Origin of the sequence: Fibrobacter sp. UWEL, assembly GCF_900142535.1 — a bacterium.
GTDB lineage: Bacteria > Fibrobacterota > Fibrobacteria > Fibrobacterales > Fibrobacteraceae > Fibrobacter.
Genome location: NZ_FRBE01000004.1, coordinates 76,537 through 98,585, shown reverse-complemented (window position 1 = coordinate 98,585; position 22,049 = coordinate 76,537). Strand labels below are relative to the sequence as shown.

Sequence of the window (22,049 nt, the reverse complement as noted above, 5' to 3'; positions counted from 1 at the left end):
GTTGGAATGGCGTTTTCTTAATGAAAACGCCATTTTTTCGTTTTTTTGCTCGTTGAGTTTTTTTCAACACAATTACAACCGGTGGGAAAGAAATCGCGCCTCCATTATATGGATGAGTATAGTTTTAGGCAGCGAACCAAAACAATTGTATGAGGTGTATATGGATTTCAAGAAAACGCTTTTAGCATTCGGCCTTGCAGCTGCAGCCTCTCAGGCAGCAGTCAGCTACAGCATCGGCAATGCAAATGCAACTGAAAGCGCCCAGAAGTTGTACAACTTCCTGGCAACCAATTTCGGTACCCACACCGTTTCCGGTGTTCAAACCGGCGATCTCGACGGTAGCGTCGTCAAGGAACTCCCTGACTTACAGGCCGTTTATGAAGCAGCAGGCAAGTACCCTGCCCTGGTCGGTTTTGACTTCCTGTTCGCCAATGGCATCAAGGCAGACGACAGCTGGTACAAGTCCTATACCCAGAACGCTCTGGATGCAGCAGCCGACTTGTGGAAGAACGGCGGCATTCCCGCATTCTCCTGGCACTGGAAAGACCCCAGCCACACCATCGACGCCTTCTACAACAAGAAGGGCAATGCTAAGGAATACACCACCTTCGATTATTCTGCCGGTTTTAAGGCAGGCACCACGGAATGGGACGAAACCTCCGAAACCTACAAGCAGATTGTAGAAGACATCGACGAAATTTCCGCACTCTTCAAGACTTTGCAGGAAAAGGGCGTTGCAGCCATCTTCCGTCCCCTCCACGAATCTGGTGGAGCCTGGTTCTGGTGGAGCGCTACCGAAACCATGCATAAGGGTGCTGAATACGCAGCTCTCTACCGCCTTGTTTACGACCGTATGGTGAAGGTCAACGGCGTAAATAACCTGGTTTGGGTCTGGAACGCCGAAAGGTCCATTTTCACCGACGCCACCTGGGATCCGGGTGAAGCCTACTACGATGTATTCTCCGTAGACATTTACAACAGTTCCTACGACTACCAGAGCAATGCTACCGCTTACAAGGACATGGTAGCTCTCCACGCCAACAAGATTCTTGCTCTTTCCGAAAACGGTCCTATTCCTGACGCATCCCTGATGCATGCCGACGGAGCAGTTTGGTCCTGGAACATGCCTTGGTACGAAACCTGGAGCGGTAACTTTGTCAGCAAGACCAAGAATACCGTCTGGGAGGCAAACCTGAAGTCTCCTTGCGTCTATGCTCTCGAAGACATGCCGGGCTGGGACAACTACACCATCAGTAACGCTCCGGCAGCCGCTTGCGAAGTTGGCTATGCCCTTGCTGATTTGGATACCGCTGTAGACCATACCATCAACTTCCCTGCAGATACCGCTACCAACGGCTACCTTATGGTTACCGCCAACGCAACTGCTGCCGATACTGCCAGAGGCAATATCGTGATTAAGTCCGGCAAGATTGACCTTTCCAGCGCAAAGAAAATCACTCTGGAAGTGGACAATTCCAACAACGATGCCGGCGTGTGGTTCACCATCGCCTTCCTGACTGGCGCTCCGGATTGGGCTTGGGCTCAGCCCGATGGCTGCTGGATTAATGCTGGCGAAGAAACCACCTGCGAAATTGATCTGAGCACCACCGCTAAGGATCAGGAAATTCTGGAAGGTGACGATTACACCAACTTCATGAAGAACATCAGCAAGTTCTACATCGAATTCTTTGGTGCAGGTTGGTCTGGAACTCTGTTCTTTGACGATGTCAAGACTGATGCAGGCGTTGTGATTAACGACTTCAACAAGAAAGCAAAGATTTCCATTGAAGAAGGCAACCTCGTAAAGGCTGAAATCATCGGAAGCGGAACCACCACCGCCATTAACACCATGGCAGCCGCCAAGGCAGCAGGCCTCAAGGTTCAGGGTCAGAGCATTATGTTCACTGCCGCTTCCGCTGGTAACGTCAATGTCGACGTCTTCAGCATGACCGGCAAGCGCGTGGCAACCCTCTACCGTGGCGCTCTCGCCGCCGGTACTCACGCCTTCGATATGTCCGACCTGTCTAAGGGTCAGTACATCGTCAGCGTGAAGGGCGCTGGCATGAACGCCTCTCAGGTCGTAAAGATCAAGTAATTACAGAATCTCGTGTTTGGGATGTGTGCGCCGCGGAGTTCATCCGCGGCGTTTTTTTTGCATTTTTTCGCGTTTTTCCGTTACTAGCGCCTGGATCCAGTTGATTAAATTCACAATAAAGTTTACGATAACCTTTCTTTACGCCCTTTCTCCATTCTTTTGTATAGATTTAACGCTGTAAAAAAATATGGAGATGTTCTATGAATAAATTCGCCAAAGCAGCCCTTATCGCTACTCTTTTCGGCTCCGCAACTGCAGTATTTGCAGCGCCGGGCCTGACAGTAAGCGGCACCGACTTGATGTACAACGGCAAGAAGATTTTCTTCTCCGGCACCAACCTGGCCTGGGCCGACTACAATTCCGACGTAGGCGAATCCCCCTTGGACGAAAATGCATGGCGTAAGGCCGTGGAAGGCACCCGCGCCGCAGGCGGTAACGCCATTCGCTGGTGGCTTTTCAATAACATGAGCCAGAGCCCGGCAATCGACCCCACCACCCATCTAGTTACGGGTCTGAAGGCAAGCACCTTGGCCAATATGAAGAAGGCTCTGGACATTGCCGAAGAATACGGCGTTATGGTTTCCATGTGCTTGTTCAGCCACAACCTGATGGAACCCAACCAGTGGGGCATTTACGATGGCGAAAAGTTGGACTTTACCGCCAACCAGAATTTGTTTACCGACGAAGGTACAACCGCATTCATCAACAACGTCCTTGTTCCCGTGGTAAAGGGCGTAGGCAATCATAACGCCCTCATGACTTGGGAAGTGTTTAACGAACCTGAAGGCATGACCAGCGTGGGCTGGACCACCAAGAAGCTGGACAAGGCTACCCTCCAGAAATTTACCAACAAGGTGGCAGCAGCCATCCATACTACCAACCCGGAACTGCTGGTTTCTACCGGTAGCGTGAATATCCAGTATCAGGAATGGTGGAATGACGCCAACCTGGTGGCAGCCGGTGGCGAAGCCAACGGTACTCTGGACTTCTTCCAGACCCATTACTATCCCTACTACCAGAACGACGCCGTATCTCCCTTCGTGAATACTGCTGCAGAAATGCAGGTAAAGTACAAGTACGACGCCAAGCCCATGATTATCGGCGAATTCCCGGCCAGCGGCTGGACCTTGGCTGACGGCACACGCACCACCAGCATGGCGGCAAAGACCGACGTTTCTACGGAACAGGCCTATAAGTTCGCTTACGAAAGCGGCTACGCAGGTGCATTGGCATGGCAGTACATCGGCGACAAGACCGAAAGCAATTTCGGCGGTTATAGCTACACCATCGACCCCGCACTTGATGCCATGACCAAGCTGGCAGCAACTGCAGAAGCCTCCATCAAGATTAAAGACGTAGCAATTTCTACTGAAGGTGGCGACGGCAAGATGGCCGTGACCTACGGTGATGACAACGCCCAGATCGAATACCAGAACAAGGGCGGCTGGGACCTTTCCGGCGCAACCACCTTTACCTGGACCGCCAAGAACAATGGCGACGCTCCCGCAGATCTTTACTTGATTCTCAAGCTGACCGATTCCTGGAAGTGGACCGAAACGGATGGTAGCTGCGAAGTTCCCGCCGGCGAAAAGGTCACCTGCTCCATCGATATTTCCGATCTGGCTGACCGCAACAAGACTCTGTCTGTCGTGATCGCCAACTATGCCGCAGGCTACACTGGCACAGTCGTCTATGACGATTTCGCTGCTGGCGACAAGGTTCTGTTCAACTTCAACGAAGATAGGTATGACGCCTTTAGCCGCGGTTACGGCAACACTGAAGAACAGATTCCCGAAATCAAGATCGTGTATAACGAAAACTACGTCATGGGCGGTAACGCCGCTGCAGATCCTGCAGCAATCCGCGCAACAGGAGCGGTCGCAGCCTCCAAGATGAACGTGGTTGGCAACAGCATCATGTTCACCTCCGCAACAGCAGGGGACGTAAGCGTAGAAGTGTTCGGCATGAACGGCAAGCGCGTGGCAACCCTGTTCCACGGCATCCTGAACGCAGGCACCCACGCCTTCGACATGTCTGAACTTTCCAAGGGTCAGTACATTGTCCGCGTGAAGGGCGTAGGAATTTCCGCCACACAGATTATCAACCGTTAATTTCCGGCTGATTTTCAAAATTCAAGCTTATGGGCCGCAGAGGAATCTGCGGCCTTTTCCATGATGAGAATGATTCAACATTTTTACCAAATGAAACAGGATTCCATTTTGAGAAAAGGTTGGATGAATATAAATTTAGGGCGAAAAAAGGAGCGTTTATGGGATGTTTGAATAACGCTAGTCGAGGAGTCTCCCTCGCAGGTTTGATTTGTGCCACTGCAGCTACCGTAGCTAACGCAGCGGCTATTCGTCTTGAAGCAGAAGATGCCGTTTTAGCGGACGACCACAGCGTAGTGGTTACAGAAAGTGCAACCGCTTCCGGTGGGGCCTACGTGGCCATGAAGGAAGGTAATCTGGAATTTAAGGTGACCGTTCCCGAAACCGGTTATTACACCCTGTGGGCCAACTACATGCTGCCTACGGGTGGTACCGACAAGATCCAGAATTTGACCATCAACGGAGTTTCCTCGGGTCAGATTTCCTTCGGCATGAACGACGAATTTTCCACCATCAAGGGTGCGGGAAAAATCAAGCTGACCAAAGGCGAAAACACCATCGGCATCGTGAAATCCTGGGGCTGGGTCAACCTGGATTATATTGAACTGACGGAATACGAGGCCACGCCCTTCAGCATTCGCGGAACGCCTGTTACCCCCGAGCCTACCGAAGGCGCACAGAAGCTGTATAACTTCTTGCTGAAAAACTTCGGGAAACGCACCATTAGCGGCGTCATGACGCAGAACCCCTTCGCAAATGACGGCATGTACACTCCCCAGACTTACGAAACCCAGACGGAACTGAAGTATATTGCGGAAGCCTCCGGCAAGAACGTGGTGCTGGTGGGTTTCGACTTCTTGCACGCTACCGGCAGTGGCTCCGACGGCATGTGGCATCAGGGCTACACTCACGCAAGTCTGGAAATGGCAAAGTACGTCTGGAATCAAGGCGGCATCCCGCAGTTTAACTGGCACTGGAAAGATCCCATGTGGGAAGTGGAAGCCTTCTACACCGAATCCAGCGGAAACACGCCCTTCACCACCTTCAGCATTACCAAGGCCTACGATCTGACCACCAAGAAGTGGAAGACGGAATCCGATGAATACAAGGCCATTGTCCGCGATATGGAAATGATTGCCGACAGCCTCCTGACCTTGCAAAAGGAGGGCGTGGCCCTGCTGTGGCGCCCGCTCCACGAAGCAGCAGGCAAGTGGTTCTGGTGGGGTACCGATGGTGCAGAAGCCTGCGTAGCCCTGTACCGCCTCATGTTCGATCTTTTCGTCAACACCAAGGGCGTCCACAACCTGATCTGGGTCTGGACCACCGACGAAGCCAAGGACGCCATCAACTGGTATCCTGGCGATGAATACGTGGACGTGGTGGGACGCGACTATTACTACTACCCCCGCGAAGCAAATCACTCCAGCTTGGTAGGCAGTTTTGAAACCGTCAAGAACATCTACGGTGGCAAGAAAATTATCGCCCTCAGCGAAAACGGTTCCGTTCCCTTCCCCGACGAAATGAAGGCCGATGGAGCCAACTGGAGCTGATTCATGCCTTGGTACGGTGACTACGCCATGGAAAGCTGGGCTAACGACAACACGGCGGAAACCTGGAAGACCGTGATGAACAACGATTATATCATCACTCTGGAAGACATGCCAGGCTGGGACAAGTACGAAATCGACGAAAACATCATTGTAGACCGTATTTCCACTCCGCAGAATTCAGGCGCCAGTGTTTTGAAGAACAAGAAGAATACAAGCGTCTTCGACCTAAACGGCAAGCAAGTGAAGAAGGGAACTTCTATGCAGAATAGAATGTTCATCGTGAAATAACGCAAAAATTTTTTGGTATAAAACAAAGGTTGTTTATGGGATTGAAAATAACATTAGCCGCCCTGATGGGCATTGCCGCTGCAGCATCCGCCGCAGAAGCAACTAAGTACGAAGCAGAAGACCAGGCCGGTGTGGACGCAGCAAGCATCCAGGCCGCCGAAGGATACTCCGCCGGAAAGTATGTGAAGGTGGGCGCCGCCATGACCTTTACGGTTACCGTGGACGAAACCGCCATTTACGATATTGAAACTCAGGTTTTGATCAAGCAATACGACTGGACTACTTCCAAAATTCTGGTGAACGACGTGGAAGTGGGCTCCCTGCTGACAACGCCCCGCAACTGCGATTCCGCCTATGTGGTAACCGCTTCCGCCAAGATGAAGACGGGCACCAACACCATCACCGTGGGCAACGGGGCCATCGGCGTGGACTACATTTCCGTAGGTCGTCATCCGGATCCGGAATTCAAGATCAGCGCCCTGCCCGTCACACCCAATGCGACCGTCAGCGCCATGAAGGTAAAGACTTTCCTTCGTGATAATTTCATGAAGAAGACCATCAGCGGCATGATGATCAGCGACCAGAATTTCAACTACGATTACGGCAACATGAAGTTGCTTTCCGCCGAAGAATGTACTCCTGCAGACTCCTGCAAGTTCCTGAATGGCGAAGACAAATGGAAGGGCCAGACGGACATTGCAGAATTCTACAAGCGTTCCGGCCACTATCCCGCAGTTGGCGGCTTTGACTTCCTGTTTGCCGCAGGCGGCCACAGCGATGAAGGCTGGTTCCGCGGATATACCGACAACCACGTCCTCATGGCCAAGGAACTTTGGGATATGGGCGGCATTCCTACCTTTACATGGCACTGGAAGGTGGGTCAGGATACCGTATTCTACACCAAGGAAAACGGCTTCAAGAACGCCGGCTGTACCGAAGGCGTGGAAGGCAGTTCCGCCAACAATTCCTGTTTCAACTACACCAAGGCCTTCAAGGATGACAAGTGCCTGGAAATCGATGAAACCTCCAAGGAATACAAGGATATCGTAAGCGACATCGATAAGATTTCCGCACACTTGAAGGGCCTGGAAGAACAGGGCGTTGCCGTACTTTGGCGCCCCCTTCACGAAGCAAGCGGTGGCTGGTTCTGGTGGGGCGTTGCGGAGCCGGAATGTTACGTTCAGCTGTGGCGTTTGATGTTTAACCGCATGGTAAACGTCAACGGTAACAAGAACCTGATTTGGGTCTGGAACATCAATACGGATCCTAAGTTCGGCTATGACTATTCCGCCCTCAATGGTGCCTGGTATCCGGGAGCCGAATATGTGGATATCGTAGCAGTGGACATTTACGACCCGCTGAACGACCACAATTCTGCAAGCAATTACTGGAACAAGATCATTAGCGAAGTGGGTTCCGACAAGATGATCGCCCTCAGCGAAAACGGCGCCATTCCCGACATCGACAGCGTTGCCGAAGACAAGTCCTATTGGAGCTACTGGATGACTTGGAGCCAGACCTGGAACGGAAACTTCTTGGACAAGACCACAAACGATATGTGGAAGCGCAACCTGGACGACGAACGCATTATCGCTTTGGACAATATGCCTGGCTGGGACAACGTAAAGGCAGACCCCTCCACCGAAGGTTCTGTGGTAGCCCCGGGCGAAACCCTCAAGCAGAGATTCGCAGGAATTGCAAACAACGTAACAATCACGGCAAGTGGCAAGAGCCTTTCCCTGAATATTCCCCAGGCTGGCCGCGGTTCTATCGCCCTGTTCGACATGAACGGACATCAAATCGCAAGCCTTGCCCAAGGCAATTTGACCGCCGGAAATTACCGTTTTGACCTTCAGGCATTCGCTTCCGGAAGCTATGTGGTCAGGGCCTCCTTTGACGCAGGCAGCACGGCAAGAGTCATCAAGCTGAAATAGCCTTCCATGGAGCTTTAAGTTCCCTAAAACGTAAGGTTTTTGTTTACATTGGCGCGGGTTCAAACCCGCGCTTTTTTCGTCATTTTCTATCTTTCAAAAAAACATTTGGTGTAGTTATGACTAAAAAACATCCTCTGTATTTTACAATTCACGGCCACTTCTATCAGCCGCCTCGTGAAAACCCCTGGACCGGTGTCATTGAAAACCAGCCCAGCGCCCGTCCGTTCCACGACTGGAACGACCGCATTGCAAGCCAGTGCTATAGCCCTAACTCCGCAAGCCGTATTCTTTCCCCCAACGGCCGCATCGTAGATATCGTCAACAACTACGATTTCATGAGTTTCAACATGGGTCCCACTCTCATGGGCTGGATCCGTACCAACACTCCCGATACCTACAAGCGTATTCAGGAAGCCGACAAGCGTAGCATTGAACGCCTCGGCCACGGCAACGCCATCGCCCAGGTGTACAACCACATCATTATGCCTCTTGCTTCCGAACAGGACAAGAAGACTCAGATTGAATGGGGCATTCAGGACTTTAAATTCCATTTCGGTCGTATGCCCGAAGCCATGTGGCTTGCCGAAACTGCCATCAATTTCGAAACGGTAGTTGCCCTCATTAAGGCAGGCATCAAGTTCACCATTCTCTCCCCCACTCAGGCAGATTCCTTCCGCGCTTTGGCAGCAGATGGAACCCCCAAGGAAGGCGAATGGACCGGTTGCAGCAATACCGATATTGACACCACTCGTCCCTACCGCATCTACCCCCGCGATAAGGAAGGCAACCTGGTATGCGATGGCTATCTGGACGTATTCTTCTACAACCCCTGGCTTTCTTCTGCCGTTGGCTTTGAACACCTGCTCCGTGACGCAGGCACCTTCGGCAACAAGATCAAGAGCGCCTGGGACGAAAACCGTGAAGAACCCCAGCTGGTAAGCATTGGTACCGACGGTGAATCCTACGGTCACCATGAGCCCTTTGGCGACATGTGCGCCGCCTGGCTGTACAACCACTACGCACCGGAAAACAACATGGAACCGGTGAACTACGGTTGGTTCCTGGAAAAGTTCCCGCCCGAAAATGAAGTTCTCCTGAAGAACTTCTACGGCGAAGGTTGCGCCTGGAGCTGTGCTCATGGCGTTGGCCGCTGGTATCGCGATTGCGGTTGCTGCACTGGCGGCGGCCCCGATTGGAACCAGAAGTGGCGTGGACCTCTCCGCGATGCCTTTAACCACCTGAAGGAACTTGCTGATGACGTATTCGTCCGTGAGTTCGAAAAGATTTCCGATGTGAACCCCTGGGATGCACGTAACAACTATGTTCAGACCCTGGTAGCTCCCGAAGACAAGTCCCGCGTGGACGCCTTCCTGAAGGCCACCATCAAGAATCCTTCTGACGAAGCTCAGCGCGCCCGCGCGATCCGTCTGTTGGAAATCCAGAAGTTCTGCCTGTTTAGTTTCACTAGCTGCGGCTGGTTCTTCAACGATATTGAAGGTCTGGAACCGGTGCAGAACATGCGTTATGCCCTGCGTGCCATGGAACTGCTGGAACGCTTCCTGCCCTACGGTCACCACATCCGTAACGAATTCATCAGCATTCTTGCTCGTGCTACCAGTAACGAACACAAGTGGAACGGCGCCGAAGTCTTTACCCGCTACGCCGAGGAACAGGTTCCTGTGGTCGTAAAGGAAATGGCAGAACGTGCAGCCATCTTCCACCTGGGTCTGGAAGACGGTTACGACAACAAGGACGCTCGCATTACCGCAACCAAGATCGCTTCCCGCCGCCGCCAGACTCTGGTCCGCGCCGAGTTCAACGACAAGCTGGTGGGCGACTCCCGTGTTTCTACCGTACTTGCTATTACCGACCAGCTGGGTCGTATCAATCTAGTCGTCGCCGATGGCGAAAACGAACAGAACGGTCTGAAGTTCGCCGACGATCCCAACATGAGCACCAACGAGCTGCAGGAACTGTACCCCACTTCCTACGTGGTTCGTATGCGTAACCTCATGAGCGATTCCCTGAAGCGTATCAACCAGATTTCCACCCGCAAGTATCTCACTGGTCTGACCGAATCCTACAGTAGTTTCGCTCTGTCCCATGGTCTGTCCATCGACAGTCTGGCCGACCCCGACCATACCCTGCCGGATACCATGCGTAAGATTTTGTCTCTGGAAATCAACTCCAAGATACACCATCTGGCCCTGTCCTATATGGAAGAAGACAACAAGAAGGTCTTCGACGAAATCAAGGACCTGGTGGACGAAGCAAGCGCACTGAACACTCACTTCTCCTTCGGCGGCACGGGCCGTATGTTCTACGCAAAGCTTGTAGAACTGATTGACTCCGTTTCCAACAAGCTGGACAAGAAGTCCGTGAACCATATTACCGGTCTCATTACCGTCGCAGACTGGCTCCACCTGGGCATCGACAAGACAAGTCTGGAAAACAAGGTATTCCCCTTCTTCAAGGAATACAAGAAGAATCCGGATGGCAAGCTTGCCGCACTGAAGCCCATGTTCAGCTGGCTCAACTACGAGGTCTAAATGTACAAGATGTCCGCAAAGCCCATGATTTCCGCAAAGCAGATCCAGACTCGCGTCAAGGATCTGGCTACGGAAATCAACTCCACTTTTGAGTTTGACGTAATCCTGTCCGCCCTCACTGGCGCCTTCATGTTTACCACGGACTTGTGCCGTGCCATGGCAAACTTCAAGCATCGCATCGCCTTCATCAAGGCTTCCAGCTATGGTTCCGGCATGGAATCTAGCGGCAAGCTGAAAGTGACTGGCCTTGAAAAGTTGGACCTCAAGGGCAAGCGGGTCTTGATCGTGGACGACATCCTGGATACAGGTCGTACCATGAGCACCCTGGTTTCCATGTTGAAGGAAGCTGGTGCCACAGACATTCGTACCTGCGTTCTCATGAACAAGGAAGAACGCCGTTCCGTAGATTTCCACGCCGATTACGTTGGCTTTGAAATTGCAAACGAATTCGTAGTGGGCTACGGACTGGATTTTGACGAAGACTACAGAACCTTACCCGAAGTCTGGACTTTGGAAGAAGTCTAACCCTCATTTGCTTGGTTGAAAGATATGGCAAATAACGATTTAGATGAAGTCAAGTTCCACGCGACCCAAACCTTCGAGGCCGTGGGCCGTAGCTTCAACAAGATTGGACGTGGCAAGCGCGCCCTCATCATACTTGCTGGTGGTTTATTCTTCTTCATCGGAGGTTACGTTACCTGCAAGTTGATGAACGACATTCCCGCTTTGGGCACCATCGAAAAGATTGCCGCCCAGCCGGACCTTCCCAACAAGTGCAAGTACCGTTACGACCGCGCCATGGAATACGCCATCATGCATGAATGCGTGTTCGCAGGCCAGAAGGCTCCCCGTAACCAGACGGAACTGGTCCAGCGCATTAACTACTGCACCTGCGCCCTGGAGGGCGTACAGAAAAAGAAGCCCTACCAGAAGATGTTCGAAAACAACCTGGTGGACTTCTCCTTCAAGATTCGTGAAGAAAATCTCTGCCAGGAAAACAAGGTGATTCCCACCCTGGAAGAAGAAGAACCTGTTAAGGAAAAGAAATGAATATTCTCGACATAGAAAAATCCATCCGTGAAGAAGCTGAAGTTCTTGTACAGAAAGAACCTCTTTCTGTGCTGATGCTGAACGAGCAGATTCTATGTCGTAAGAGTTTTGCTGAAATGCTTGGCGTAACCCTCTCCTGCCAGCTGGCTGGGGAAGTCATTGATAGAGCCGAGCTGGAAAAGATGTTCGGTAATTTGTACGAGAAGTACCCGGAGCTTCTGATGAGTGCAGCCAAGGACTTGCACGCAACGGTTCTCCGTGACCCCGCCTGTACCAGCTATCTGGAACCGCTTTTGTTCTTTAAGGGTTTCCAGGGACTTCAGGCATTCCGTGCAGCACACATCCTGTGGAGCGAAGACCGCACCTTCCCCGCCAAGATGTTACAGAGCATCATTAGTCGCAAGTTCGGTATGGACATCCATCCCGCAGCCACCATCGGTTACGGCATCCTGGTAGACCATGCCACCAACATTGTCATTGGCGAAACCGCTACTGTAGGGAACAACGTTTCCTTCCTGCACGGTGTTACTTTGGGCGGCACCGGTAATGAAGTTGGCGATCGTCACCCGAAGGTGGGTAACGGCGTAATGCTGGGCGCGCACGCCCAGCTTCTTGGCAACATTCACATTGGTGATGGTGCCAAGATCGGCGCAGGCGCCGTCGTCGTTACGGACGTTCCTAGCCATACGACTTACGCAGGTGTACCCGCAGTTCAGGTAGGACGTCCTCACGATGAAATGCCCAGCTTCAACATGGAGCAGGACTTCACCCGCGACGCATGACCAAGAAAGAAAAAATCGCGTTCATCAACCAGAAGTTAGACGAGTTGTTCCCCGACCCGCCTATTCCTCTGGATTACCGCGATCCGTACACGCTCCTTGTGGCAGTCGTCCTTAGCGCCCAATGTACAGATGCCCGCGTCAATCTTGTAACCGCAGAACTCTATAAGGTAGCAGACACTCCCGCCAAGATGGTAAAGCTAGGCGTTGAAGGCATCGCCGAATATATCAAGACATGCGGTCTCTACCAGAATAAAAGCAAAAACATTTTCAAGCTGTCCCAGATCCTGGTGGAAAAGTACGGCGGTGAAGTTCCCCGCACTTTCGAAGATCTGGAGGCGTTGCCCGGCGTTGGGCACAAGACAGCAAGCGTCATGATGATTCACGCCTTCAAAGTTCCCGCCTTCCCTGTGGATACACACATCCACCGTCTGGCAGCCCGCTGGGGACTTTCCGATGGAAGCACCGTAGAACGTACGGAAGCCGACTTGAAAAAATCTTTTCCGCCCGAAACCTGGGAATTAAAACATCTCCAGATCATTCTGTTTGGCCGCACCTACTGCAAGGCCATGGGACATAAGGTGGACCAATGCCCCATCTGTAGCGTCATCGGTTGCAAAACAAAATAAGCGAGCATTTCTGCCCGCTTTATTTATAAACTCTAGCTTATTATCCCTTCAGCAACTCATCAAAGTAGCAGATGGTCTTTTCAAGACCCTTGCGCAAAGGAATGGTAGGTTCCCAGCCCAAGGCGCTCTTCGCCAAATCGATATTGGGCTTACGCATCTTGGGGTCGTCACCGGGCAGGGGCTGATAAATAATCTTGCTCTTGGAGCCGGTCAAGTCCAGTACTTCCTTTGCAAGTTCCAGCATGGTAAATTCGCCGGGATTGCCGATGTTCACAGGGCCAATAATCTTGTCCTGGTTCATCATGCGAACAAAGCCTTCAATCAGGTCGTCCACATAACAGAAGCTGCGAGTCTGGGAGCCATCGCCATAGATGGTAATGTCTTCGCCCTTCAAAGCCTGCACGATAAAGTTAGAGACCACGCGGCCATCGTTAGGCAACATGCGAGGGCCGTAAGTATTGAAAATACGGACGATGCGGATGTCCACCTTGTTCTGGCGATGGTAATCCATAAACAGAGTTTCAGCCACGCGCTTTCCTTCGTCGTAGCAGCTACGGATTCCGATGGGATTCACGTTTCCCCAGTAGTCTTCAGTCTGCGGGTGAATTGCAGGATCGCCGTAAACCTCGCTGGTACTAGCCTGGAGAATGCGAGCCTTCACGCGCTTGGCCATGCCCAACATATTGATGGCGCCCATGACGCTGGTCTTGATGGTCTTCACCGGATTGAACTGGTAATGCACAGGACTTGCAGGACAAGCCAGGTTGAAAATGCGATCCACTTCCAGAAGAATCGGTTCCGTTACATCGTGACGGATCAGTTCAAAGCTCTTGTTGTCACGGAGGTGAGCCACGTTAGCCATACGGCCCGTGAAGTAGTTATCCAGACAGATGACTTCATGACCATCATTCAGGAGACGTTCACAAAGATGACTTCCTAAAAACCCCGCACCACCAGTAACTAAACAACGCATATTATGCTCCAATGATATTGGGCATAATATAGTTTATTTCACAATCTGGTTCTTGCCGTGCTTCTTGCCCCAGTACAGCTTTTCGTCGGCCTGGCGGATATATTCCTCATATTCCGTGATATCGTCACCAGTGCAAAGGCCGATGGTCACCGTAATAGAAACTCTCGTCTCCTTATGGTAGATTGCCTGTTCTGAAAGCTTGGCACGGAAATTTCCCAGAACATCCAAAGCATGGGCATTATCCACCTGGGGCAAGTAAAGCACGAATTCTTCACCACCCCAGCGGACCGCCACTGCATTGGACGGCAGACAGGATTCAATACACTTACTGACGGCAGACAGGACCCTGTCACCCGTTTCGTGTCCGTAGGTGTCGTTAATCTTCTTGAAGTCATCCACGTCCAGCATGGCCACGGAGAAGGAACGTTCCTTTTCTTCCTTGCTACGCTTCATGATGCCTTCAAAGAAACGACGATTGTAAAGGCCTGTCAGCATGTCGTGATTGCTGGTGTAGTCCAGCTTTTCCCTAGTAGTACGAAGTTCAACCAGATAAAGATTAGACAGGTAGAAAAGGGTAAACAGAGTAATAACGAGATTGATGCTATTTACAAGAGACTTGTATTCAAGAACCGTATCCATCAACTCCGGATGGAACGAAAAATTGTAAATGGAGATCTGACTAATGGCCACCGCGCAGATAGCCCCAATAAACTGGTACACATATTTCTTCCTATTTTCGGAGGGGAGTAGGAAGAATATGACAGCCACCATTCCGATGACAAAGTTCAAGTAACCAAAGTGACCACCAGAAGTCAATTCACTAAGAGCTGAGAAAATGATAATTTCGAAGTAGGCGAAGGAAATCCTGAGATTTTCGCTTTTCCTCATGAACAGGATGAAAATTACATACAGGCAAGAACTGACGCCATTAAGAACCGCAAGAGGGAACAGCCCTATTTTCCCGAAGAAAAAGATATTGAATACATGAACACAAAGACACATCATCAGAAAGATTACGGTCCTATGTTCCGACAGATTCCTTAAAAGATTTTTCTGCACCTATATTTCTCCTTCTTACTTGAGAAAACTTATTCTTCCTCGGTGTCTCGCGATTCCTCGCTATTGATATTCGTCGCGTCCCCGTTCAGGGCCACTAGGCGAATTCCTCGCAGCGTCAGGAATGGATCATACTTGTCAATCAGAGATGTTCTTCGAGCGATCGTTTTTCCCCATCCGCCGGTCGCATAAACCGGCATATCGTCGCAGCCAATTTCCTTCTTTATTTTTCCAATCAGGAATTCCAGCTGAGCAAGAAAACCATACAGAAGACCTGCACGAATGGCGTCATCCGTGTTGTCCGCAACAACTGCGTCGGGCCATTCGATGGTCACCGGAAGCAGTCGGGCTGCCTTCTCCGTCAAGGCGTCCAAGCTTGCGTTAATACCGGGAATAATCACGCCACCCGCAAAGGCGCCATCCTTCATGACGTCAAATGTGGTGGCAGTCCCCATATCCACGATAATCGCATTCTTGAAACCCGCCTCACGCATGGCAAGAACGTTACACAAACGATCCGCACCCGCCATAGACGGGTTCAAATAGTTAATCTGCAAGCCCATGCAATTCTTGGAATTCACCACCTGCACGCGCTTTTTCAGCAGAGAATCCAGAGCCTTGATCCAGGGGCGTTCCAAAGCAGGCACCACCGTAGAAAGACCCACATGGGTAATTTCTTCCGTTTTAATCTTGGAAAAACCAAGAAGGCCACCCACCTTGTTCATCACTTCGTCAGAGGTGGTTTCCTTGCGGGTCGTCAAGCGCCAGTAATCCACCACCTTGGTACCCTTAAAGATACCAAGCACCGTATGGGTATTACCAACGTCAACAACTAATGTTACAGAATCTTGCATCGTCATCAAATTGCGCAGAGCGCCTAGATTCTCATGGAAATGTCCAGAGCCTTCACACTGTGAGTGAGAGCTCCCACGGAAATAAAGTCCAGACCGAGAGTTGCAATTTCCTTGGCACGTTCCAGAGTCATGTTGCCGGAACCTTCCACCAGGCACTTGTCGCCACTTTCCTTAATGATCTTAAGAGCTTCGGCCATGGTTTCGTTACTCATGTTGTCCAACATAATCACGTCCACGCCCTTGTTCAAAAGTGCGCGGAGCTGGTCGAAAGTTTCCACTTCCATTTCAACCATCAGGTTCTGGGTGTTGTTCTTCTTCACAACAGCCAGAGCTTCCAGCACGCCACCTGCAGCAGCAATGTGGTTGTCCTTCACCAGCACCATGTCAAAGAGACCCATGCGATGGTTGGAGCCGCCGCCTACGCGAACAGCATACTTCTGCAAAGTACGGAAACCAGGAATAGTCTTGCGGGTATCCAGAACCTTGGTCTTTCCGCCCTTCAATGCTTCCTGGAATGTGTGGGCCACGGTAGCCACGCCAGAGAGCTGCTGGATGAAGTTCAGCAAGGTACGTTCACCGGTCAGAAGTTCATGAGTAGTGCCATCCAGTTCGGCAATCAGGTCACCCTTCTTTACCACGTCCCCATCCTTCTTATGGAGGGTCACGGTGGCATTAGCCTTCATTTCCTTGAAGACCAGTTCAATAAAGGGAAGACCAGCCACAACGCCATCTTCCTTGGCAATCAAACGTGCATGCTGTTTCTGGTCAGCAGGAATGGTCCACATGCTAGTCACGTCGCCCGTGCGAACGTCTTCGGCCAAAGCCAAGCGGATCATGGTCAAAGCATCTTCTGTAGGAAATACCGGAGTAGAATTATCACCGTACATATATAACCTTCGGTTAGTGATGAGTTATGAGTGATGAGTTACGAGCCTCAACCGGGCTCATTACTCATTGCGCGCCTTTTCCTGTTAAAACAACATAAACAGTACGAACGAGAATCTGGAAATCCAACAAGAGGCTCATGTTCTCGTAGTAGTACATATCATACTGAAGCTTGATCTTCACGTCTTCGGTGCTGGTATCGTAATGATGGCACACCTGAGCCCAGCCCGTAAGACCCGGCTTCATTTTAAGACGGCTAATGTAGAAAGGAATCTGTTCGCGAAGCTTACCGATAAACACGGCACGTTCCGGGCGGGGGCCCACCATGCTCATGTCGCCCTTCAGCACACAAAGAATCTGGGGAAGTTCATCAATACGAGTCTTACGCAGGAAACGACCAATGCGAGTGATTCGCGGGTCATTCTTGGTAGCCCACTGGGCGCCGAACTTTTCCGCATCCGTACGCATGGTGCGGAACTTGTACACGTAGAACGGTTTCCCATACAGGCCGATACGTTCCTGAGAATAGAAAACAGGACCGTGATCATCCAGCTTAATCGCAATTGCAGTCAACAAGCAAACAGGCAGAGAGCAAATGCCCAGGAAGGCGCCAAACAAAATGTCAATAACACGCTTGACTCGAACTTGCCAAGGAGGCATGGTAAAGGGCAACAATTCCTGCAATTCAAAGCCGTACACCAGGTTAGCCTTGAACTGGCCATTCACCACAGGATAAAGTTCAGGAGTCAAATAAATATGGAGAGGACATTCGCAGATCCACACCAGGATTCGCATGATTTCCTGAGGAGAGGTACTGTCATGGGCAATAATAATTCCGGTGACCTTAAGCTTCTTAATCAAGGTAGGCAAGTCAGAGTACTTACCCAGCACGGGTACACCGGCAAATTCCTTGTCCATCACCTGGTAACGTTCATCCACAAAGCCAATGACACGCTGACCTCGCTCGGGGGTCCGGGCAAGATCTTCCGCAATTTTCTTACCGGCATCCGTAGCACCAAGGACCAGAATGTTATTGGCACCGTAGCCATGACGGAGAAGACTGCGAAGGCAACCGTAAATGATCATGCGGAAAACGGCCACCAAAGTCAATGCGAATCCACCGTAAATGAAAATCCAGGGGAAACGGGATCCGTACAGGTAGCCGCTACTCAGCGGTTCGTTGGACATGACCTTCCCGATAAATTCAGCGCCGAACAGGCAAAGAATAATCAGGACAATACCAATCACCACCGCACGAATGACTCGCAGGATCTGGTGGGTTCTAGACTGCAACAGCCAGGAGCGGTAGAGACCTGCGCAGGTAAACAGCACAAGCCAGGCCACATTCAGGACAAGTCCCATGTGGTAATAATCCACGAACATCTTGCTGGGATCGTACTTATCTACAATCCAGCCACTATGGAACTGCACCCAAAACGCCAAGCCAAAGCAAATGGACAAGATTACGAAATCCGACAGGATTACGAGTATTCTTTCCAATGTGGTAGCTCGAATCATAACGACACCAATACGATTAATTCAAAAATGGGTCGGGCAAAACCCCGACCCGGATTTCATTAAGCCAAGAAACGGATGACCTGGCTCTTTTCAACGATTTCAGCAAGGGCGTCGATGGCATCCACAGCCTTCTGAGCCTTGCTATCCAAGGTATTTTCAGTAATAACCACCACGGAAACCTTACCCGGATCCTTTACGTTCTTCTGGATAATGGTTTCGATGGAAATACCATTGTCTGCCAGGATCTTGGTGATCTTTGCCAGAACGCCGCAAGCATCACGAGAGGTGAAGCGGAGGTAGTAGCGAGCGCTGGTTTCGGAAATAGGAACCAGGGTAGCAGAATTTTCAACGTTGAACCAGCCCAGGGGCAGAGCCTTACGAGAACCAGTATCAGTGGAGCGAGCCAGGGATACCAGGTCAGCCACAACAGCGGAAGCGGTGGGCAGACGGCCAGCACCAGCACCAGTCTGGAGAGTTTCGCCCAGGTTGTCGCACTGCAGGTAAACAGCGTTCAGCACGCGGTTCACGCTGGACAGCTGATGTTCCAGAGGAACCAGGCAAGGATGGACACGAGCATCCACACGTTCGCCTTCACGACGGTAGATACCCAAGAGCTTGATGCAGCAGCCAAGTTCCTTGGCAATTGCAATATCCTGAGCGGTAATCTTGGAAATACCGGTCACATGAATCTTTTCGAAGTCTACGCGATGGCCACTGCAGAGAGAAGCCAGAAGTGCAGTCTTGTGTGCGGAGTCGATACCTTCAATATCGAAGGTGGGATCAGCTTCAGCAAAGCCGAGGCGCTGGGCGTCCTTCAGAACCACATCGAAATCCAGGCCTTCTTCAGCCATACGGGACAGGATGTAGTTACAGGTACCGTTAATGATGCAGCTGAGGTTTTCAACGGTAGAACCCAGGAGACCTTCCTGAAGACTGCGGATAATAGGAATGCCACCGCCCACTGCAGCTTCGAACAGGACATGCAGGCCCTTCTTTGCAGCCAGGGGGAAGATTTCGTGGCCATACTTAGCCAACAGAGCCTTGTTTGCAGTCACCACATGCTTGCCACTTTCGAGAGCAGCCAGGATCCACTTGCGAGGCATATTGTAGCCACCAGCAAGTTCCACCAGAACGTCGATATCGTTAGAAGCAATCATTTCGTCTGCGTTAGTGGAAGTCTTGTAACCCTTAGCCTTGAAGGGAGCCACTTCTTCATCAGACTTTGCGCAAATGCAGGAGAGTTCCAGTTCAACACCGAGCTTTTCCTTGTATTCGGCAATCTTCTGTTCAAGAATCTGAATAACACCGCCACCGACGGTACCTGTACCAATAAGACCAATACGCAACATATAGCGTCTCCATATTAAAATTTTTACGGAAAAAACATAGAAAATAATAGGCTAGTACTTTTTGTTCCGCCCCAAAAGAACGCCTCTCTACAGCACAAAACAGAAATCCGGACGTGTTTTATAAAAAATGAGCAGAAACACATTTCACATCACTAAAAAAGGACACATTTTTTATGGATCCACCCCATTTGTAAACCATCATTATTCTAAATTTGGGAACATGGAACAAGTGAGTTCAAATCCGGCTATCGACAACCTGCTCAACGAGCAGAAGCTTAAGAATATTGTCTATCCGGCCCGCCTTTTCAGGGCGAGGCTCAACGAGGAATTTTTGCGAGCCAACCGCACCCGCAAGCCATTCCTGTTCATCAAGATTTATTCCCACCAGTACGATATCTTCGGCTGGGCCAGTAACGACGAAACCGTTAGCAAGACATGGCGAATCAGTCTTCTGACCATGTTCTCCCACCTGCGTTTCATCGACGTACTTGGATATCTGGACGATGGTAGCGGTATCGGCATCATCCTCCTGAATTCCGACCTGTCCAAACTTGAAGCCATCCGCAAGGAAATGCTCCACAAGCTGAACGACGCAGGTCTCATCCAGTCCCTGCGAATCAAGCCCAAGCGTCCCATTTTCCAGGCCTACATCTACAGCGGCCTCACCGAAAAGGACGCCCTGGAACAGCAGGACAAGCTGGACGAATTCAACAGCACTAACGGAAGCTTCTTCAGTCTCCAGCGTCTGAACTTGGACCACATCTGGCAGCATCCTCACAAGATTCGCTATCGCCATGTGATCAAGCGTATCGTGGACGTGGTCTGCACAAGCGTTGCCGTAATCCTTTGCTCCCCCCTGCTTTTGTTCTGCGCATTGGCAGTGAAGATTAGCGACCCCAAGGGCCCCATCATCTTTAAGCAGATTCGTGTGGGACGCAATGGCAAGCTGTTCACCATGTACAAGTTCCGCAGTATGTACGCAGATGCCGAAGAACGCAAGAAAGCTTTGATGGCTCAGAACGAAACGGGCGGTAAGACCTTCAAGATGAAGAACGACCCTCGTATTTATCCGTTCGGACATGTGCTGCGTAAGTTCAGTCTGGACGAACTGCCCCAGTTCTTCAACGTCATCAAGGGCGACATGTCCATTGTAGGTCCTCGTCCTCCTATTCCATCCGAAGTGGCGGAATATGAACCGTGGCACCGCATGCGCCTGTCTGTGACCCCCGGTCTTACCTGTATCTGGCAGGTCAGTGGCCGCAGTAACATTAGCTTTGAAGGTCAGATGCGTTTGGACAACGACTACATCCGTCGTGACGGCAAGCTGGGCGACGACTTCAAGCTGATTCTCAAGACCTTTAAGGTCGTGTTCAAGGGCGAAGGCGCGTATTAATATCGTGTTGGCCACATCCTATGGAGCAGTCCATACGACAGGCCAACACTAATTCAAGAAAACAGAGCGTACTTGAAAGAGGCTTCTGGCCTTCCTTTCCCAAACGTGTGGATATGGTGTTGGCCACATCCTATGGAGCAGTCTATACGACAGGCCGATGCTCTGCTCGGGAGAACAGAGCGTACTTGAAAGAGGCGTCTGGTTCCTTTCCCAAACGTGGGGATATCTCATCGGCCACGGTCGATGGTGGTTTCGTATGACAGGCAGATGCTCTGCTCGGGAACACAGAGCGGGATTGGAAGTTTGTTCAAAAGTACTGAACGCACTTGTTTTGCGGGGATAAAAAAAGAACCCCTGGCTTAAAGCCAGGGGCACTTTTACAAGATCTTGTAAGTAATCAAATATTACTTAGCGATTTCGTACTGAGCAACGAGGTTGCCTTCAACGTCGAGAGCGCGGACAACGTTTTCGTCGCGCTGGAGAGTGATGACAGCCTTTTCGCCAGCAGCGGTGGTCAGTTCTGCGGTCATGGAACCGTCAGCATTCTTGACAGCTGCGATGGTGTTGCCCTGAGCGTCCTTTTCGAAGTAGGAGTCGCCAGCAGCGAGAGGATTGGAGCCAGTCCAGAATTCAACAGTGTTCAGAACGAGACCGTCGATGAGGCCGAGGCAGATCGGATATACACCGAAGATCATCAGGAAGAAGTGAACGATGGAGTTGAGCCACTTGTTACCAAGGGTGCCGTTCCACTGGTGCAGCTTTTCGAAGCATGCGTTCTTGCCATAGCAACCGGTCAGGACAACCATGCCGGCGCAGAGAAGGGTAATGATACCTTTTTTCATTTTGATACTCCTTAAGGGTAGGTTTATCGTTTCTTAACGACGTGGGGAAATATAACTAAAATGCAAGAAAAATCTAGTTGATGCATAACTTTTTTACGAAACCCCACAAAAACCGACCAAAACAGAAGGCTTTTCGTGATTTATCTCACGGGAGAACATGGTGCACAATTGAATAAAAATCATTTAAAAAAGGTCCA

At 50.9% G+C, this 22,049-nt stretch carries 18 protein-coding genes; 11 read left to right on the top strand and 7 right to left on the bottom strand.

What is annotated here, in order from left to right:
• The first annotated feature begins 160 nt into the window (after positions 1-160).
• The 10 genes from BUB59_RS04020 to nth all read left to right on the top strand — a co-directional run bounded on the left by BUB59_RS04020 (position 161) and on the right by nth (position 12,982).
• Positions 161-2,095 (top strand): glycosyl hydrolase, encoded by a 1,935-nt coding sequence (locus BUB59_RS04020; RefSeq protein ID WP_073225864.1) that lies wholly within the window; start codon positions 161-163, stop codon positions 2,093-2,095.
• Positions 2,096-2,295: 200 nt separating this feature from the next.
• Positions 2,296-4,206: a cellulase family glycosylhydrolase gene (locus tag BUB59_RS04015; protein WP_073225860.1), complete on the top strand. Its 1,911-nt coding sequence runs from the start codon at positions 2,296-2,298 to the stop codon at positions 4,204-4,206.
• 158 nt (positions 4,207-4,364) lie between these two features.
• On the top strand, positions 4,365-5,753 hold the full coding sequence (locus tag BUB59_RS04010; RefSeq protein WP_234979927.1) for a glycosyl hydrolase: 1,389 nt from the start codon (positions 4,365-4,367) through the stop codon (positions 5,751-5,753).
• Positions 5,754-5,756: 3 nt separating this feature from the next.
• Positions 5,757-6,041, top strand: coding sequence for a hypothetical protein (locus BUB59_RS15575; protein ID WP_234979926.1), 285 nt, complete (start codon positions 5,757-5,759; stop codon positions 6,039-6,041).
• 35 nt (positions 6,042-6,076) lie between these two features.
• Positions 6,077-7,975 (top strand): glycosyl hydrolase, encoded by a 1,899-nt coding sequence (locus tag BUB59_RS04005; protein WP_083540157.1) that lies wholly within the window; start codon positions 6,077-6,079, stop codon positions 7,973-7,975.
• 116 nt (positions 7,976-8,091) lie between these two features.
• On the top strand, positions 8,092-10,524 hold the full coding sequence (locus tag BUB59_RS04000) for a DUF3536 domain-containing protein (protein WP_073225853.1): 2,433 nt from the start codon (positions 8,092-8,094) through the stop codon (positions 10,522-10,524).
• Positions 10,525-11,049 carry a hypoxanthine phosphoribosyltransferase gene (gene hpt, locus BUB59_RS03995; RefSeq protein ID WP_073225850.1) on the top strand — a complete coding sequence of 175 codons (525 nt, stop codon included), beginning with the start codon at positions 10,525-10,527 and terminating at the stop codon, positions 11,047-11,049.
• A gap of 24 nt (positions 11,050-11,073) precedes the next feature.
• Positions 11,074-11,574, top strand: coding sequence for a hypothetical protein (locus BUB59_RS03990; RefSeq protein WP_073225847.1), 501 nt, complete (start codon positions 11,074-11,076; stop codon positions 11,572-11,574).
• Positions 11,571-12,356: a serine O-acetyltransferase gene (gene cysE / locus BUB59_RS03985; RefSeq protein ID WP_073225845.1), complete on the top strand. Its 786-nt coding sequence runs from the start codon at positions 11,571-11,573 to the stop codon at positions 12,354-12,356. Before BUB59_RS03990 ends, cysE begins: the two co-directional genes overlap by 4 nt.
• On the top strand, positions 12,353-12,982 hold the full coding sequence (nth, locus tag BUB59_RS03980) for an endonuclease III (RefSeq protein WP_073225842.1): 630 nt from the start codon (positions 12,353-12,355) through the stop codon (positions 12,980-12,982). Before cysE ends, nth begins: the two co-directional genes overlap by 4 nt.
• Before the next feature lie 40 nt (positions 12,983-13,022).
• On the opposite strand, the gene BUB59_RS03975 is transcribed toward nth, so the two are convergent.
• The 6 genes from BUB59_RS03975 to BUB59_RS03950 all read right to left on the bottom strand — a co-directional run bounded on the left by BUB59_RS03975 (position 13,023) and on the right by BUB59_RS03950 (position 19,617).
• Positions 13,023-13,955 carry a UDP-glucuronic acid decarboxylase family protein gene (locus BUB59_RS03975; protein WP_073225839.1) on the bottom strand — a complete coding sequence of 311 codons (933 nt, stop codon included), beginning with the start codon at positions 13,953-13,955 and terminating at the stop codon, positions 13,023-13,025.
• Positions 13,956-13,988: 33 nt separating this feature from the next.
• A complete protein-coding gene (locus tag BUB59_RS03970; RefSeq protein ID WP_234979925.1) occupies positions 13,989-14,843 on the bottom strand; it encodes a GGDEF domain-containing protein in 855 nt (284 codons plus the stop codon).
• A 200-nt stretch (positions 14,844-15,043) separates the two neighbouring features.
• Positions 15,044-15,865 carry a type III pantothenate kinase gene (locus BUB59_RS03965; RefSeq protein WP_073225833.1) on the bottom strand — a complete coding sequence of 274 codons (822 nt, stop codon included), beginning with the start codon at positions 15,863-15,865 and terminating at the stop codon, positions 15,044-15,046.
• 23 nt (positions 15,866-15,888) lie between these two features.
• Complete coding sequence (nadC, locus tag BUB59_RS03960; protein WP_073225831.1) at positions 15,889-16,752, bottom strand: carboxylating nicotinate-nucleotide diphosphorylase; 864 nt, start codon at positions 16,750-16,752, stop codon at positions 15,889-15,891.
• Between the two features lie 64 nt (positions 16,753-16,816).
• Positions 16,817-18,268: a sugar transferase gene (locus BUB59_RS03955; protein ID WP_073225828.1), complete on the bottom strand. Its 1,452-nt coding sequence runs from the start codon at positions 18,266-18,268 to the stop codon at positions 16,817-16,819.
• A gap of 59 nt (positions 18,269-18,327) precedes the next feature.
• Positions 18,328-19,617 (bottom strand): homoserine dehydrogenase, encoded by a 1,290-nt coding sequence (locus tag BUB59_RS03950; RefSeq protein ID WP_073225825.1) that lies wholly within the window; start codon positions 19,615-19,617, stop codon positions 18,328-18,330.
• 220 nt (positions 19,618-19,837) lie between these two features.
• Between BUB59_RS03950 and BUB59_RS03945 the strand changes: the two genes are divergently transcribed.
• A complete protein-coding gene (locus BUB59_RS03945) occupies positions 19,838-21,010 on the top strand; it encodes a sugar transferase (protein ID WP_073225822.1) in 1,173 nt (390 codons plus the stop codon).
• Positions 21,011-21,414: 404 nt separating this feature from the next.
• On the opposite strand, the gene BUB59_RS03940 is transcribed toward BUB59_RS03945, so the two are convergent.
• Positions 21,415-21,852, bottom strand: coding sequence for a DUF3332 family protein (locus tag BUB59_RS03940; RefSeq protein WP_073225820.1), 438 nt, complete (start codon positions 21,850-21,852; stop codon positions 21,415-21,417).
• Between the last annotated feature and the right edge of the window lie 197 nt (positions 21,853-22,049).

What these genes read in the sequence shown, in the direction of transcription:
- nadC (WP_073225831.1), bottom strand. Translation starts at nt 16,752, where the DNA reads ATGTACGGTGATAATTCTACTCCGGTATTTCCTACAGAAGATGCTTTG.
- hpt (WP_073225850.1), top strand. Translation starts at nt 10,525, where the DNA reads ATGTACAAGATGTCCGCAAAGCCCATGATTTCCGCAAAGCAGATCCAG.
- BUB59_RS15575 (WP_234979926.1), top strand. Translation starts at nt 5,757, where the DNA reads ATGCCTTGGTACGGTGACTACGCCATGGAAAGCTGGGCTAACGACAAC.
- BUB59_RS04015 (WP_073225860.1), top strand. Translation starts at nt 2,296, where the DNA reads ATGAATAAATTCGCCAAAGCAGCCCTTATCGCTACTCTTTTCGGCTCC.
- BUB59_RS03945 (WP_073225822.1), top strand. Translation starts at nt 19,838, where the DNA reads ATGGAACAAGTGAGTTCAAATCCGGCTATCGACAACCTGCTCAACGAG.
- BUB59_RS03950 (WP_073225825.1), bottom strand. Translation starts at nt 19,617, where the DNA reads ATGTTGCGTATTGGTCTTATTGGTACAGGTACCGTCGGTGGCGGTGTT.
- BUB59_RS03955 (WP_073225828.1), bottom strand. Translation starts at nt 18,268, where the DNA reads ATGATTCGAGCTACCACATTGGAAAGAATACTCGTAATCCTGTCGGAT.
- nth (WP_073225842.1), top strand. Translation starts at nt 12,353, where the DNA reads ATGACCAAGAAAGAAAAAATCGCGTTCATCAACCAGAAGTTAGACGAG.
- BUB59_RS04000 (WP_073225853.1), top strand. Translation starts at nt 8,092, where the DNA reads ATGACTAAAAAACATCCTCTGTATTTTACAATTCACGGCCACTTCTAT.
- BUB59_RS04020 (WP_073225864.1), top strand. Translation starts at nt 161, where the DNA reads ATGGATTTCAAGAAAACGCTTTTAGCATTCGGCCTTGCAGCTGCAGCC.
- BUB59_RS03970 (WP_234979925.1), bottom strand. Translation starts at nt 14,843, where the DNA reads ATGAGGAAAAGCGAAAATCTCAGGATTTCCTTCGCCTACTTCGAAATT.
- BUB59_RS03940 (WP_073225820.1), bottom strand. Translation starts at nt 21,852, where the DNA reads ATGAAAAAAGGTATCATTACCCTTCTCTGCGCCGGCATGGTTGTCCTG.
- BUB59_RS03975 (WP_073225839.1), bottom strand. Translation starts at nt 13,955, where the DNA reads ATGCGTTGTTTAGTTACTGGTGGTGCGGGGTTTTTAGGAAGTCATCTT.
- BUB59_RS03965 (WP_073225833.1), bottom strand. Translation starts at nt 15,865, where the DNA reads ATGCAAGATTCTGTAACATTAGTTGTTGACGTTGGTAATACCCATACG.
- BUB59_RS04005 (WP_083540157.1), top strand. Translation starts at nt 6,077, where the DNA reads ATGGGATTGAAAATAACATTAGCCGCCCTGATGGGCATTGCCGCTGCA.
- BUB59_RS04010 (WP_234979927.1), top strand. Translation starts at nt 4,365, where the DNA reads ATGGGATGTTTGAATAACGCTAGTCGAGGAGTCTCCCTCGCAGGTTTG.
- BUB59_RS03990 (WP_073225847.1), top strand. Translation starts at nt 11,074, where the DNA reads ATGGCAAATAACGATTTAGATGAAGTCAAGTTCCACGCGACCCAAACC.
- cysE (WP_073225845.1), top strand. Translation starts at nt 11,571, where the DNA reads ATGAATATTCTCGACATAGAAAAATCCATCCGTGAAGAAGCTGAAGTT.